The sequence below is a fragment of the Cohnella herbarum genome, from assembly GCF_012849095.1.
Classification (GTDB): Bacteria; Bacillota; Bacilli; order Paenibacillales; family Paenibacillaceae; genus Cohnella; species Cohnella herbarum.
The window spans coordinates 2,924,391-2,939,477 of record NZ_CP051680.1 but is presented as its reverse complement, the minus strand read 5'-3'; the positions used below and the strand labels follow the sequence as shown (position 1 = coordinate 2,939,477).

At 51.4% G+C, this 15,087-nt stretch carries 12 protein-coding genes; all 12 read left to right on the top strand.

The annotated features are described in order from the left end of the window. Positions 1-32: 32 nt before the first annotated feature. The 12 genes from HH215_RS13060 to HH215_RS13005 all read left to right on the top strand — a co-directional run bounded on the left by HH215_RS13060 (position 33) and on the right by HH215_RS13005 (position 15,056). Positions 33-1,520, top strand: a complete 1,488-nt coding sequence (locus HH215_RS13060; protein ID WP_169280307.1) for an alpha-N-arabinofuranosidase — start codon at positions 33-35, stop codon at positions 1,518-1,520. Positions 1,521-1,567: 47 nt separating this feature from the next. After that, positions 1,568-1,801, top strand: a complete 234-nt coding sequence (locus tag HH215_RS13055; protein WP_254450465.1) for a hypothetical protein — start codon at positions 1,568-1,570, stop codon at positions 1,799-1,801. Between the two features lie 296 nt (positions 1,802-2,097). Continuing rightward, positions 2,098-3,240: a zinc-dependent alcohol dehydrogenase gene (locus HH215_RS13050; protein ID WP_169280305.1), complete on the top strand. Its 1,143-nt coding sequence runs from the start codon at positions 2,098-2,100 to the stop codon at positions 3,238-3,240. Between the two features lie 351 nt (positions 3,241-3,591). Beyond that, positions 3,592-4,689: a response regulator transcription factor gene (locus tag HH215_RS13045; protein WP_310735617.1), complete on the top strand. Its 1,098-nt coding sequence runs from the start codon at positions 3,592-3,594 to the stop codon at positions 4,687-4,689. Positions 4,690-4,707: 18 nt separating this feature from the next. Next, on the top strand, positions 4,708-6,486 hold the full coding sequence (locus HH215_RS13040; RefSeq protein WP_169280303.1) for a cache domain-containing sensor histidine kinase: 1,779 nt from the start codon (positions 4,708-4,710) through the stop codon (positions 6,484-6,486). Between the two features lies 1 nt (position 6,487). Then, a complete protein-coding gene (locus HH215_RS13035) occupies positions 6,488-7,561 on the top strand; it encodes a response regulator transcription factor (protein WP_169280302.1) in 1,074 nt (357 codons plus the stop codon). 153 nt (positions 7,562-7,714) lie between these two features. Continuing rightward, entirely contained in the window at positions 7,715-9,445 is a 1,731-nt protein-coding gene (locus tag HH215_RS13030; RefSeq protein ID WP_169280301.1) for an ABC transporter substrate-binding protein, read from the top strand. 70 nt (positions 9,446-9,515) lie between these two features. Beyond that, on the top strand, positions 9,516-10,490 hold the full coding sequence (locus HH215_RS13025) for an ABC transporter permease (RefSeq protein ID WP_169280300.1): 975 nt from the start codon (positions 9,516-9,518) through the stop codon (positions 10,488-10,490). Positions 10,491-10,502: 12 nt separating this feature from the next. After that, positions 10,503-11,423 (top strand): carbohydrate ABC transporter permease, encoded by a 921-nt coding sequence (locus tag HH215_RS13020; protein ID WP_169280299.1) that lies wholly within the window; start codon positions 10,503-10,505, stop codon positions 11,421-11,423. Between the two features lie 348 nt (positions 11,424-11,771). Next, positions 11,772-13,388, top strand: coding sequence for a xylulokinase (locus HH215_RS13015; protein ID WP_169280298.1), 1,617 nt, complete (start codon positions 11,772-11,774; stop codon positions 13,386-13,388). A gap of 170 nt (positions 13,389-13,558) precedes the next feature. Continuing rightward, positions 13,559-14,095 (top strand): dihydrofolate reductase family protein, encoded by a 537-nt coding sequence (locus HH215_RS13010; RefSeq protein ID WP_169280297.1) that lies wholly within the window; start codon positions 13,559-13,561, stop codon positions 14,093-14,095. A 355-nt stretch (positions 14,096-14,450) separates the two neighbouring features. After that, entirely contained in the window at positions 14,451-15,056 is a 606-nt protein-coding gene (locus tag HH215_RS13005; RefSeq protein ID WP_169280296.1) for a YhcN/YlaJ family sporulation lipoprotein, read from the top strand. The last annotated feature ends 31 nt before the right edge of the window (positions 15,057-15,087 follow it).

Here is a 15,087-nt window from a genome sequence, read left to right as displayed (position 1 = left end):
ATAACGATGAGAGATAAAAAAGGAGATTTGTGATGAATACAACGATTACCGTAAATACCGATCAGACTTTCGGTACGATCAGTCGGCACATATACGGGCATTTCGCCGAGCATCTCGGACGCTGCATTTACGAAGGTATCTGGGTCGGAGAGGATTCGCCGATTCCGAATACTCGGGGGATCCGAAACGACGTGCTGAAAGCGCTGCGCTACCTCTCCATTCCGGTGCTCCGGTGGCCGGGCGGTTGTTTCGCCGACGAATATCATTGGAAGGACGGTATCGGTCCGAGGGATCAGCGCAAGCACATGGTCAACACGAATTGGGGTGGCGTCGTGGAGAACAACCACTTCGGCACGCATGAGTTCTTCGACCTGTGCGAGCTACTCGGCACTGAGCCATACATCTGCGGCAACGTTGGCAGCGGCTCGGTCCAGGAAATGCAGGAGTGGGTCGAATATATGACGTTCGACGGTGAGTCGCCGATGGCGAATTGGCGCAAGGCGAATGGCCGCGAGAAACCGTGGAAATTGAAATATTTCGGAGTTGGCAATGAGAACTGGGGCTGCGGCGGCAACATGCGTCCGGAATATTACGCTGACGAGTATCGCAGGTACCAGACCTACGTGCGGAATTATGGCGATAACCGGATCTATAAAATCGCAGGCGGCGCGAATACCGACGATTACAGCTGGACGGAAACGCTGATGCGGGAAGCGGGCCAACACATGGACGGTCTCAGCTTGCACTATTATACTGTTCCCGGGGGCTTTGAGCTGAAACGTCCGGCAATCGGCTTCGACGAAGCGGAGTGGTTCGAGACGATGCAGCAGGCGCTTCGCATGGACGAGCTGATAACGCGCCACTCCTCGATCATGGACCAGTACGACCCGAAGAAGCGGGTCGGCCTGATCGTGGACGAGTGGGGGAACTGGTTCCAGGTGGAACCGGGCACGAACCCTGGTTTCCTATACCAGCAAAACTCGTTGCGGGATGCACTGGTGACGGGGCTGCATTTTCACGTGTTCCACCGGAACTGCGAACGCGTTCACATGGCAAACATTGCTCAGACGGTCAACGTACTGCAGGCGATGATCCTGACCGAAGGAGCGAAGATGCTGCTTACGCCGACGTACCATGTTTTCGAAATGTTTAAGGTGCATCAGGACGCGGAGGCGCTCGCGCTTGTTCTCAATACCAGTGATTACGCCGTTGGCGGAGACTCGATCCCGCAAGTCAGCGCGTCGGCATCGAAACGGCAGGACGGCACGATCGACATTAGTTTATGCAACGTTGACCCGAATAGCGAGGCGCCGGTCATGTTGCGGCTTCGCGGCTTGATGGGCATGCCCAAAGTAAGCGGTCGACTACTGACTCATGCGGACATGAACGCGCACAATACGTTCGAGCAGCCGGAGACGGTGGCACCGCAGCCGTTCGATGGCGTTACGGACATCACCGAGGAAGGTCTGTCAGCGAAGTTGCCGCCGATGTCCGTCGCGGTAGTCACGCTGCGTTTCTAGCCATGCCCGCGATCAACGGTTGCAAGGGATGCAAGGCGGACGTTCGGGTGACACGCGGTCAGATCAACCGGCTGCTGTCCGCGATGGAGGGCAAAGGTTTCGTCTTCGTCGGCGACGATACGTACGGCGCCCGGCTTGAGACTTGCAGGGCATGCCCGTCGCTGGAGTACGGGACGACGTGCATGCATTGCGGTTGCTTGGTCGATGTGCGCGGAAAGCTCGCCGAGAAGGATTGCCCGCATCCCGAAGGTTCAAAATGGAGCGTGCCGAACGGTTATTGAATCAGGCCGCAAAAGGTTGTCGGTTGTCAAGAACTTGTACTTGTTCCAGCCCGCGTAAATCGCGGGTTTTTCGTTTTATCGGTATATATTTCTTGTCAAACATCATTGTAAAGAATATATGCCGATTGCCGATTAAGGCCAAGATTATGTACCGATGCGCGAGATAAGTATTCCTGGACTATTCGGAAGCCTTTAAGTAATTGAAATTATCGTTTCCTTTATACGGAAATTAATGATTGTCTAACGCGAATTATGGATAAGCTACTGACGTTATTATCAACGGAAGAGGTGGTACTATGAAAGCTTTAACCTATCAAGGGATGAAAAAAGTAAAGGTTAAGGAAGTGGAGGATGCCAAACTCAGCAAAGCAGACGATGTTCTCGTGCGCATAACGACGACAACCATCTGCGGATCGGATCTGCATCTTTATAACGGAGAAATTCCCAATCTCCCGGAAAACTTCATCATCGGTCACGAGCCTATGGGTATAGTGGAGGAGGTAGGGAAAGAGGTAACCCGCGTCAAGAAAGGCGACCGTGTAATCATCCCATTCAATGTCGCCTGCGGCCAATGCTGGTATTGCAACCATCAACTCGAAAGCCAATGCGATAATTCAAACGAGTTCCTTCATGGCGACACGGGGGGTTATTTCGGATATTCCGATACGTTCGGCGGATACGCAGGAGGACAAGCAGAACTCTTACGGGTGCCATATGGTAACTTCGTGCCGTTCAAGGTTCCCGAAGATGCGGAGATGGAAGACGAGAAGATCCTTTTTCTATCCGATATTATTCCGACCGCATACTGGAGCGTTGACAATGCCGGAGTAAAACAGGGCGACACGGTTATTATTCTCGGTTGCGGGCCAGTCGGTCTGCTAGCCCAGAAATTCGCATGGCTCAAGGGCGCAAAAAGGGTAATCGCTGTCGATCATGTCGATTATCGTTTAGAGCATGCTCGGAAGACTAATAACGTTGAAGCGTTCGACTTCAAGGCGACGGATGACCTTCTCGGCCATTTGCAAGAACTAACGGGAGGCGGAGCGGACGTCGTGATCGACGCAGTTGGTCTGGATTCCGAAAAGACGCTGCTGGAAAAGGTGGAAACGCTGCTCAAGCTTCAGGGAGGCGGGCTCGGCGCGTTTCGGATGGCGGCTAAGCTAGTCCGCAAGGGCGGCACAATCCAAGTGACCGGAGTTTATGGAACGAACTACAATGCCTTTCCGTTCGGCGATTTGTTCGCACGCAACATTACCGTGAAAATGGGACAAGCGCCGGTTATCCATTACATGCCGGAACTGTATCGCCAAGTAAAAGAGGAAGTGTTCGATCCTACCGATATTATAAGCCACCGGATCGGCTTGGACGAGGCGGAGCACGGATATAAGATATTCAACAATAAAGAGGACAACGCGATGAAGATTATTTTGAAACCGTAAGGTTAATTCGCGATGGGGTAAGGGCCGTTCTAAGGACACGGTTCACCAGCTGATGCATTCGCAGGATGGACAAGAAGCAAGGATTATCGGAAGGCAAGAAAAGGGCTCGGACCCGTTCCGTTGGAAAAACCGACCTCCACCCCTTAGTTGGATTTGACGAAGGAATGAACCGGGAATCGGTACACATTCTTGACATCCGACAGGGGTGCGGGGCTTCTTTGCGATTCGGTAGAATGTTGTGCAGATACTAATAGGATGAGGGAGTTGACCTAATACATCTAAATTTTGAAATATTATGAAAACGCATTCATTACCATGGTATAATTAGGATTATTTTTCTGAGGGGAGGGGATCTCGATCTTCACTGTTCTGCTTGTCGACGACGAACCGCTCGTCTTAGAAGGTTTGTCATTCATGATCGATTGGGAAACTCACGGTTTCCGCGTCTGCGGCGAAGCGTGCGATGGGGAAGAAGCGCTGGAGCGGATCAAGGAGCTAAGCCCCGATCTAGTCGTAACGGACATAAGCATGCCGGTCTTGGACGGACTGCAACTGATCGAGCACTGCACCAAAGAGTTGAACGCGCCATGCCGTTTCGTCGTTCTTAGCGGACATGACGATTTCGCCTTTGCCCAGAAGGCGTTAACGTGCGGAGTGCTCGATTACTGGTTGAAGCCGATCGACGTCGAGGAAATCCACGCTGTACTCGGAAAACTTCGCAGTCAATGGTTGAATCCGGACGGATACGATACCGCGAGTTCGCCGCATGCGACCTCGTCGTTAGAAGCGAGTTGGTCGATCCCGGATGCCGATGATCCGTTGATTGATGCGGAGGATCGTCTATTGCTCGCAATCCAAGCGATCGACGGGACGGCGATTGACGAAGCGGCTGAACGGCTGTGCCGGCAACTGGAACTATCGTTCGAAGGGGATGGGAAAACGGGTAAGGCTTTCTTGTCGAACGTGTTAATGGAATTGATATGGAAAGTGATGGAGGGAGAAATGAAAAACTCGTCTCCGGAAGGCGAACATGACCTCTCGCTTCCGATCTTGCCGAACGGGACAGACCGTTGGCCCGGCATCTTAGCGTCATTCGCACGAAATTCAGCGGAGCAGTTGGCACGGCAACGATCCGTAACCGGTCCAGTAGGGGAGACTGCCAGATTCATCCGGGAGCGGTATCGCGAGCCGCTTCAGTTGCGGACCATCGCTAGAAGGCTCCATTTCCAACCAGCTTATCTTGGTCAGTTGTTTAAGAAGCAGATGGGTCTATCTTTCCTCGACTACGTTCACCGCACGCGGGTCGAGGCAGGCCGCAAGCTTCTGCGGCGTACGGATATGAAGATAGCCGACGTAGCCCGGACGGTCGGTTACGCGGATCCCGAGCAATTCGCCGCGAAATTCAAGCAATGGATGGACATGACCCCATCTCAATATAAGAACGGCTGATTCGAAGGAGGCAACCGCATGCGTAAGCCGATCGGCTGGCTCAGCTTCGTCAACAACATTCCTCTCAAATGGAAGTTCACGCTTATCTACCTTCTTTGCGTTCTATTGCCGATCCTGACGATCAACATTCTCTTTTTCCGACAAACGTCGAAGGACATTCAATCCCGGGAGCAGAACAACCTTCAGCTAACGATCGAGCGGGCGGCCAAGAAGGCGATGGACATGATCGAGGGCGGCGTCACGCTTAGCCATTCCGTCGCGACGGACCGTACCTTATATGAGATGCTGGACAAGGAATATGTCGACATTGTCGATTTCTATGAAAGCTTCAATGAGGTGCTGACCGGTAAGATGAGGCCGTTCATGTCCGCCTATACGTACGTTGAGAATATCTCGGTATTCACGGAAAATCCGACGGTCGTGACCGGAAGCAATTTCTTCATCTTGGACGAAGCTGAGAAGCGCAGCCCATGGTATGAGGCGGCTTCCGCGTCCCAATCGGCCGTCCAGGTCCTCATGTATACAGATGTCGACCCTATGAACGCGAAAGCCAGTAAAGAATATTTCAGTATCGTGCGCAAGCTGAACGAATACCCGTTGTATGGGCGCTATGCCAAATATTTGCGAATCGATCTTAAGCTCAGCAGCTTCGACGAGATTCTAGGAGAGGAGAAACCTTATATGACGCTCAGCATGCTGGATTCGCAAAATCAAGTGCTTTTCCCCTCCTCCCAGTTTATGAATCCAAGCGCTTCGAAGGACAGCGGCGAGGACGACATACTGACGTTCCGAAGCCCGCTAGGCAATCCTTCGTATATTCGCGGATGGACGCTCGTCGGTCTTGCGGAAACGGACCGATTTCAGACGGCCGTCCAGAGCTCGAACCATTTCATCTGGATGCTGGCCGCTATTAGCACTTTGCTTCCGACTTCGCTCATTTTCATTATGTTGCGTTCGTACAATTATCGGATTCGTCGACTGTCTCGGCATATGGAGAAAGCGAAAGACGAGAAGTTCGACTTGATCGTGCTGCGGGAAGGCAAAGACGAGATCGGCGGGCTGATTCGCAGCTACAATCGGATGGTGGCTCAGATCGAGTCTCTCGTTAACGATGTCTACAAGCTCGAAATCCAACAGAAGGACATGGAGCTGGAGCGGATCCGTGCCGAAATGAAGCTGCTACAAAGCCAGGTAAATCCGCATTTCCTGTTCAATACGTTAAACGCCCTGCTCGTCGTCAGCGCTAAGAACGGCTATGCGGAAGTGACTGACATTATCCGCAACTTGTCCCAATTGCTTCGTCGGATGATCAGTTGGTCCGACGACGTCGTCACGCTGCAGGATGAGCTTCATTTTACGGAAATGTACTTGAAAATCGAAAAGTTCCGTTTTGCGGATAGGTTTGACTACCTCTTCCATATCGAAGATGAAGCCGCGAGTTGCCTAGTGCCGAAAATGTGCATCCAACCGCTTGTCGAGAATGCGTGCAAGCACGGGCTGCAGGCGGTCAAAGGGCAGCGAATGATTCGTATTGAAGCCCGGCGAACGGACACTTATTTGCACGTGCAGGTCGAAGATAACGGCAAAGGCATGGACGAGGATAGGTTGAACGAAATCCGAAGCATGATGAACGGCAGTCTCGATTCGGACGAGAACGTGGGCATGCGAAACGTTTATAAGCGGCTAAGGCTCCATTATGGGGAGCGCGTCGATTTTTACATCGACAGCCGTGCGGGCGAGGGCACTCGAGTCAGCTTTCGGATTCCTGCCTTGTCCTCGGATGAAGGGGGGAGATGAAATGTACTCGGTGCTGTTGGTGGATGATGAACCGTATGCGATCGAAGGTTTGCAAATGTTTGTTGATTGGGAACATCTTGGATTCCGCGTCTGCGGCGTGTGTGAGAACGGCGTCGAGGCTCTGTCTGCGGCGCGGGAGTTGAAGCCGGATGTTATCGTGACGGATATTCGGATGCCGGAGATGGACGGCTTGGAATTGATCGGGCAATTGCGCGGCGAGCGGGGAATCTCTATCGAATTCGTCGTGCTTAGCGCTTACGGTGAATTTGCGTTCGCCAAACGCGCCATGCAACTCGGCGTCCATCAATACTTGTTAAAGCCGGTCATCGGAGAAGAGGCGGCGGAGGTGCTGAATCAGATTCGAATGCGGCTGGATGTCCGCCGTAAGTTCCGACAGAAGGCGAGTGAGGGCGGTGAAGGGAAGTCGCTGCCAGCTCTGGCCGCGTATCGGATGAAGGACGTGCTGGAAGCGATCGAAGATGCGGATCGGGTTCGGGCGGCGGACGTGATCGATAGCTTGTTCCGGGAAATGGAAGGCCGTTCGTTAGAATGGGCCGAGCTGTTCGCGGATTCATTGATCGTTCAATGCGGCAAGTTGATTCGTGAAACCGGCGGCGATTTGGCTTTGTTGCTGCATTCCAGTCAAGATCCGGCTACATACGGGGCGGATGATGGGCCGACGTCCTCGCGGATGCGCATACTTTCTTTTGCGAAGCAGGTGATCGACTCCGTGCAATTGATTCGAGAGCGCAAGCCCGGCAGCATCATGACCGAGGTCGATCGGTACGTCCGCGAGAATTATCGCAATCCGCTATCAATCCGGGGCATGGCGGCTCGGTTTTATTTGAACCCGGTTTATCTAGGAAAGGCTTATCAAGATAAGTTCGGCTGCGGATTGCTCGATCGGATGCATGATTTGCGTATCGCCGAGGCTTGCGAAAAGCTTCGAAGCACAACCGAGACGACAAGCGCTGTCGCAGAGCAGGTCGGATACGCGCACTACCGCTATTTTCTGCAACATTTCGAACGACGGACGGGCAGGAAGCCAGCGGAATACCGGGATTTGAAAGGGTAAAGCAGCAAGAACGCAAACGGCGGGTGAAGCCGATTTTTAAGGGGGATATTCATTTAATCTGTGAATTGTAACCGCATCCAAGGAAGCGCTACCATGTAAACAGTAAGACGAATGCGCGCCGTCTTGCGTCACATCCGCTAAGGAGGATTTAACATGGGGGTTCGCACTAGAAAAGCAGCTTTAGGGTTGCTCATGCTGATTCTGACTTTCAGTATCTTCGCGTCAGCTTGCTCCAAGAACGGTAACAATGAAGGCAGCTCTTCTTCATCGGCATCGCCGAGAGCGAGCGGTTCCTCGCCCGAAGCCAGCGCGTCCGAATCCGACTCGCCCGAAGCGACTGTGGAGCCATTCACCATCTCCTTGTTTACGGCTGCTACGGGACCGATCCCGACGGACGACAACAAAATCTACAAGGAAATCAAAGAGCAGCTCGGCGTGACGCTGAAGGAAGAATATCTGGTCGGCGATATCGAGCAGAAGCTCGGCGTTATGATCGCCGGCGGCGATTACCCGGACATGATTACGGCGAATACGAAGCTGACGGCGGCCAAAGCGGTCATCCCGTTGGAAGACCTGATCGAGCAGAACGCACCGAACTTGAAGAAGATATTCGGAAAAGTGTGGGAACAATTGAAAGACCCGGCGGACGGTCACATTTACTGGCTGCCGAACTACGGGGTCTATCAAGGCGAATTCAAGCCGACGGATTACATGGGACCGGCATTCTATATCCAGAAGGCGATTCTCAAAGAATACGGTTTTCCGAAGATCAAAACGCTGGACGAATACTTCAAGCTGATTGAAGATTATGCGGCCAAGTACCCTGAGATTGACGGTCAACCGACGATCGGCTTCTCGTCGCTCGCTTTCGACTGGCGCGATTGGGGTCTGCGCAACGCGCCGCAGCATTTGGCCGGCCATCCGAACGACGGCGGCGTACTCGTCGATCCGAATACGAACGTTGCAACGCTATTCGCTGCTACGGATACCGCGAAGCCCTACTATAATAAGCTGAACGAAATCAATGCCAAAGGCTTGATGGACAAAGAAGCGTTCGCGCAAAACTATGACCAGTATCTGGCGAAGGTATCCAGCGGACGCGTGCTCGGTATGTTCGATCAACGTTGGAACTTCGGGCAAGCCCATGATTCACTCATCTCTCAAGGCAAGTTCGATCGCACTTACGTCGGCTTCCCGCTCGTATATGACGTAAACACGAAGGATTACTATCTTGATCGTCCGCCGATCAACTTGGGCAACGGGTTCGGCATCACGGTCAACGCCGAGGATCCGGTAAAAGTCATCAAGTTCATCGACACGATGGTCTCGGAGAAGTGGCAGAAGCGTCTCAGTTGGGGCGAAGAAGGCGTCGACTATCTCGTCGGCGACAACGGACTCTACTACCGGACGCCGGAAATGCGCAAACAACAAGAAGACGTCACTTGGAAGCAGCAGTACAAAGCGGAATCGCTCTGGGGGTATCTCCCTAAATTGGAAGGAAACTATCCAGATGGTAATGCGGACGGCCCGGGCAACCAACCGGACGAATTTTTCGCAAACTTGAAGGACATCGATAAAGAGCTGTTGACCGCATACGGCTTCAAAACGTGGACCGACTTCTTCTCGTCTCCGCCGGAGAACCGCGTGTCGTACCCGGCATGGAACATCGACCTCATCGAAGGTTCCCCGGCGAAAGTCGCCAACCAGAAGATGAAGGATTTGGACTTCAAGTACTTGCCGAAGGCGATCTTGAGTAAACCGGATAAATTCGAAGAAGTATGGTCCGATTATGTCGGACAAATGGGCAAAGTGGATACTCAAGCTTATCTGGATCGAGTAAACGAACAACTCAAATGGCGCACGGACACTTGGACGAGTAAATAAGAAGAAGGATGGCGGAAGGTTGGAGCGATTGTTCCGGCCTTCCGCTCGTTCGAGACAGGAGGCGGAACCGATGTCGCAGCATACGGTCCAAAAGGTTGAAATCGCACCTCAGTCCGCTCCGCGGACCGAAACGTTCTGGAGGAAGATGGTCCGCCAGCGACAGTTGATCATCATGTCTTTCCCAATGGTGTTATACGTCCTACTCTTTGCCTATGGTCCCCTCTGGGGCTGGCTGATGGCGTTCCAGGACTTTAAGCCGATGGCGGGATCCTCGATCTTCGAGCAGACCTGGGTCGGACTGGATCAATTCAAGTTTCTGTTTATGGATGAAGGCTTTACCCGCGTTCTTCGCAATACGATCGCGATGAGCTTCATCTCGCTCATCCTTGGGTTTGGTACGGCGATCGGCTTGGCACTACTGTTGAATGAAATCAAGAAAACAGGCTTCAAACGGTTAATCCAGACCATCTCGTATCTTCCGCACTTTCTTTCTTGGGTTATTGTGACCGGTCTCGTCTCGATGTCGTTGTCCACTGAAGGCGGCATCGTAAACATCGTACTGATGAAGCTCCATATCATCAATGAACCTATTCTGTGGCTAGGCGAAGGCAAGTACTTCTGGGGAATCGTTGGGATGACCAACGTCTGGAAGGAGGTCGGCTGGAATACGATCATCTACTTGGCGGCCATTGCATCCGTCGATCCGTCCTTGTACGAAGCTGCCGAGGTAGACGGCGCGGGGCGCTACCGCAAAATATGGAACATCACGCTGCCCGGCATCAGGCCGATTATTGTCATCCTGATGATCATGAACGTCGGCTGGATTCTAAACGGCGGCGGTTTCGATATTCAATATTTCCTCGGAAATGGACAAGTGCTCGACTGGTCGGAGACGATCGACATATTTGTACTGAAGTACGGTCTCAAACTCGGGAACTACTCGCTCGGCGTCGCAGCCGGCATATTCAAAACTATCGTGAGCATCATACTACTCTACTGCGCGAATTTAATCGCCAAGCGTCTCGGCGAAGAGCGACTTATATAAGGAGGGCTCCGCATGCAAACAGCCATCAGAAAATACAAGACGGAGCCGTTTCTGTTTCATACGTTTAACACTTTATTCATGCTGTTCGTTGCGGTTGTCACATTGTATCCGTTCCTCAACACGTTGGCGGTCTCGTTCAACGCGGGCCTCGATACGACGCGCGGCGGCATCTACGTATGGCCGCGGGAATGGACGTTCAAGAACTATGAAGCAGTGTTCGCGACCGGCAAAGTGTACCACGCTTTCTGGGTGTCCGTCGCCCGGACCGTGATCGGTACGGTGGTCAGCGTCTTCCTGACCACTATGCTGGCGTATACGATTAGCCGTAAAGAATATATGTTCCGTAAACCCGTCACGCTAATTTTTATACTTACGATGTATTTCAGTGCCGGTCTCATTCCTTCCTATTTTTTGATCAAGGATCTGAATTTGCTGAATACGTTTCTTGTTTATATTCTGTTCCCGGGAGCAGGGGCGGGGCTGATCAGCGCGTTTAACATGCTCGTCGTCCGTACCTACATTCACACGCTGCCGGAAAGCTTGATCGAATCGTCTAAGATAGACGGCGCAAGCGATTTCCGGGTATTCTTTAGCATCATTTTGCCGCTTTGTACGCCGGTGCTCGCGACGATCGCGCTGTTCACGGCCGTCGGCCAATGGAACACGTGGTTCGACACGTTTATCTTCGCCTCGTCGAAGCAGAACCTGAGTACGCTTCAATACGAACTGATGAGGCTGATGTCTTCAACAGTAAATTCCAATGCCAATCCGAGCTTGTCGTCTACAGCTGCCAGGGATACCGCAACGATGATTACGCCGCTGTCGATCCGAGCCGCCATTACGATGGTTGCATCGGTGCCGATTCTGGTTGTATATCCGTTCCTGCAGCGGCATTTCGTCTCGGGATTGCAGTTAGGGAGCGTAAAAGAGTAAGGTTTACTGACTAGTCCAGGCTAGGGAGGGCGGCGTATCTCGGAATAACGCAAATAAAGCCAGAACTCCTTATCTGAGGATTCTGGCTTTTGCTATGAACGCCCAGCAGGGGCGTCATCTCTAGGGTGAAAGTCCCGAACGAGAGCTGGCGAACTGAGAATTACGGATGAATCCCGGATTGCACATGCCATTCATCCGAGTCAGCTACTTGGAGCAACAATATGTAACTAGCCATACCGATATATAAAATTAGTTTGTTGAATAGACAAACTAAGTTACAAGTGCTATCATCACACCATAATAACCAGAACTTATACTCGTACATTTTTAAGGAGGGGCAAAGCCATCATGAATCAAAATATTAAACAAGCGATAGTCAGAGGAGAAACCTCGCTTGGCATCGAATTTGGATCCACTCGAATCAAGGCTGTACTGATTGATTACAATTTTGAAACTATCGGTACCAGCAGCTATGAGTGGGAAAATCAATTGATCGACGGTTATTGGACCTACCCTCTCAATGAAATGATTAACGGATTACAAGAAACCTATCGCCAATTAAAGCAAGAGGTTGAAAATAATTATGGCGTAACGCTGCAAAAAATCGGTTCAATCGGATGTTCTGCCATGATGCAGGGCTATATTGTACTTGATCAAGCAGGGGAGCTATTGGTTCCGTTCCGTACATGGCGCAATGCCACAACGGGCACAGCTGCATCGGAGCTAACCGAGAAATTCCAGTTTAAAATTCCTCAACGCTGGAGCATTGCACATTTGTATCAAGCGATTTTAAACGATGAAGAGCATGTCACTAACATAGATTATTTTACAACTTTGTCGGGTTACATTCATTGGCTGTTGACCGGCAGCAAGGCTCTTGGTTTGGGGGATGCCTCCGGTATGTTCCCAATCGATGAATCTGAGCTGCAATATAATGAAGAGATGGTGAAGCAGTTTGCCGAATTAATTGCCGATAAAGGCTACCCGTGGAGTCTTGAAGATATTCTGCCTAAAGTATATCCTGCAGGTGAACATGCTGGCTATCTCAGTGAAGATGGTGCCCGGCTATTAGATCCCTCAGGCCGCCTGCAAGCGGGTATTCCGCTATGTCCTCCTGAAGGCGATGCCGGAACAGGCATGGTTGCTACGAATAGTGTCAACAAGCGTACTGGTAACATTTCCGTGGGTACGTCGATTTTTGCCATGATTGTACTGGAGAAAGATTTATCCGCGGTTTACCCTGAGATTGACATCGTGACTACGCCAGATGGCAGCCCTGTCGGCATGGTTCTTGCCAACAACTGCTCAAGCGATATTAATGCATGGCTCGGTTTATTCCGTGAATTTTATGAAGCCATGGGGCAGAAAACCGATATGAATCGGTTATTCAACGTCCTGTTCAACAAAGCGATGGAAGCAGACGCTGATGGCGGCGGCTTGCTGAGCTACGGCTACTATTCAGGCGAGAACATCACCGGGCTTGCAAAAGGTCGTCCGCTGTTCGTTCGTTCTCCAGAAAGCCGATTCAATCTCGCTAACTTTATGAGAGTACATTTGTTTACCGCATTTGCTGCACTAAGGCTTGGGATGGATATTTTGACACAGAAGGAGCAGGTGACGATTGACCGTATTTTGGCGCATGGCGGATTGTTCAAAACGCCGCTAGTCGGTCAAAAAATGTGTGCCGCTGCACTGAATGTTCCTGTTTCCGTCATGTCTACAGCTGGTGAGGGCGGTGCATGGGGAATGGCAATTTTGACATCCTATATGGTTAATAAGGAGCAGAATGAGAGCTTGGCTGATTACCTTACCACTAAAGTGTTTAATGATTCAGAAGGACAAGAGGTATATCCCGACAGCGCAGATGTGAATGGCTTTAACTTGTTTATGGAGCGTTACACGGAAGGGCTGGCAATTGAGCAGGCAGCGGTAGATTATTTTGTAGAAAATTGGAAGAAGCTTTAAGTTGTATTCGGTCGGGCCAGGACTGTGCACAATAGCAATCTATGAGAAACCGGTCATGCTCTTGGATGATATAATGTAGGTAGTCATAAAGGGAGTCATAAAGGGCTGAATATGGGACGTGTAATCCTGATAATGAATGTGCGAGAAAAACAGGGAGGAGAGTCAGTTGTATGGCAAAAATCATTTTCGCATTGAACCAGTCTTTGGACGGGTTCGTTGACCACGACCACCCGGCATTCCAGCCCGACCCCGTGCTATTCCGTCATTTCATCGACGACGTGCGCGGCCTGTCGGGCAGCCTGTACGGGCGCCGCATGTACGAGACCATGCGGTATTGGGACGGAGACCATTCTGAATGGGATACGCCGGAACGAGAATACGCAGCGGCGTGGCAAAGCAAACCGAAGTGGGTGGTGTCGAGGACGTTAAAGTCCGTCGGTCCGAACGCTTCTCTGATCGAGGGCGACCTCGCAGCGGCCATTCGTGGACTGAAGGCTCAGCATGAAGGGGAGATTGAAGTTGCGGGACCGGAGTTGGCGCACAGTCTAACGGAGCTCGGTCTCATTGATGAGTATCGACTCTATCTCCATCCAGTCGTGTTGGGTCATGGCAAGCCGTTCTTCGCCGGTCCGCGGCCGCCGCTGCGCCTCGTCGCAAGCGATCGAATTGGCGAGCAGGTGATCAGGTTGACCTACGTTCCAGCTTAGCTTTGCGCGGCCTAAAGAGCACGTTACTTTAATAGGGATTCTCCGGCTGCAGCGGCAGTCAGAGGATCCCTTATTTTTTTGAGATTTGTATTTATCTAACGGTATTATCAGAAATAATGACCAAGTCATGAAGTAAGTTATATTTTGATTTTAATCATTCTAAGTATTTGTGAAAGCGCCCCTAATAAACCAAAATTTTTTCGATTTGTTTTCTAAGGATTTATGACGTCACTCAGTCAAGCCTTCTTATCGGCTTTCTTAACACCCTCCACCGAATAAACGGAAGTCTATAAGCGCATCCTATGCATTGGCGGATAACGCCGATTATGCAGACGAAACGGGGGGTATTTTACACGTGCGTAAAGGAATCATAGTCGCAACCGTCTTGTTATCATCCTCAATTGCGTTAACGGGATGCATGGGAAAGACGGGAGATCTAGGGAATAAAAATATACGTCCGAACGCCGTAGGTCGTGGCCAAGAGATCGGCAACGGCATGAATTACAAAATGCGGTTCGCCAATGACCAGGATAATGAACAGAATCGCACGATACACGGGGAACGAAGAGAGAATAACAACGTCGTCGGCATGCATGGCAATTCCCGGATCGAGACAAGCGATAAGGTGGCCGATAAAATCGCAGCGATGCCGGGAATCAAATCCGCATATGTCATGATGACGGATCATAATGCCTATGTTGCCGTTAACGAGGATGAAAAAGCAAAAAACGACCATCATTCGCTGGCCGCAGCGGTTAAGGATAAGATTGCGGATCAAGTTCGGGTTTTGGCGCCATCGGTCGAGAATGTGTACGTATCCGCGAACCCGGACTTCGCCGGACGGATGGAAGGATATTCGAAAGACGTGAAAGCGGGACATCCGGTTCAAGGCTTTTTGGCCGAGTTTAACGCGTTAGTCGAACGGGTTTTCCCGGCACCGGCGGGCACGAGACATCGTTAGCATCGGCTTAACAAACTATTAGTTGGGGGCT

What these genes read in the sequence shown, in the direction of transcription:
- HH215_RS13060 (WP_169280307.1), top strand. Translation starts at nt 33, where the DNA reads ATGAATACAACGATTACCGTAAATACCGATCAGACTTTCGGTACGATC.
- HH215_RS13050 (WP_169280305.1), top strand. Translation starts at nt 2,098, where the DNA reads ATGAAAGCTTTAACCTATCAAGGGATGAAAAAAGTAAAGGTTAAGGAA.
- HH215_RS13040 (WP_169280303.1), top strand. Translation starts at nt 4,708, where the DNA reads ATGCGTAAGCCGATCGGCTGGCTCAGCTTCGTCAACAACATTCCTCTC.
- HH215_RS13035 (WP_169280302.1), top strand. Translation starts at nt 6,488, where the DNA reads ATGTACTCGGTGCTGTTGGTGGATGATGAACCGTATGCGATCGAAGGT.
- HH215_RS13030 (WP_169280301.1), top strand. Translation starts at nt 7,715, where the DNA reads ATGGGGGTTCGCACTAGAAAAGCAGCTTTAGGGTTGCTCATGCTGATT.
- HH215_RS13025 (WP_169280300.1), top strand. Translation starts at nt 9,516, where the DNA reads ATGTCGCAGCATACGGTCCAAAAGGTTGAAATCGCACCTCAGTCCGCT.
- HH215_RS13020 (WP_169280299.1), top strand. Translation starts at nt 10,503, where the DNA reads ATGCAAACAGCCATCAGAAAATACAAGACGGAGCCGTTTCTGTTTCAT.
- HH215_RS13015 (WP_169280298.1), top strand. Translation starts at nt 11,772, where the DNA reads ATGAATCAAAATATTAAACAAGCGATAGTCAGAGGAGAAACCTCGCTT.
- HH215_RS13010 (WP_169280297.1), top strand. Translation starts at nt 13,559, where the DNA reads ATGGCAAAAATCATTTTCGCATTGAACCAGTCTTTGGACGGGTTCGTT.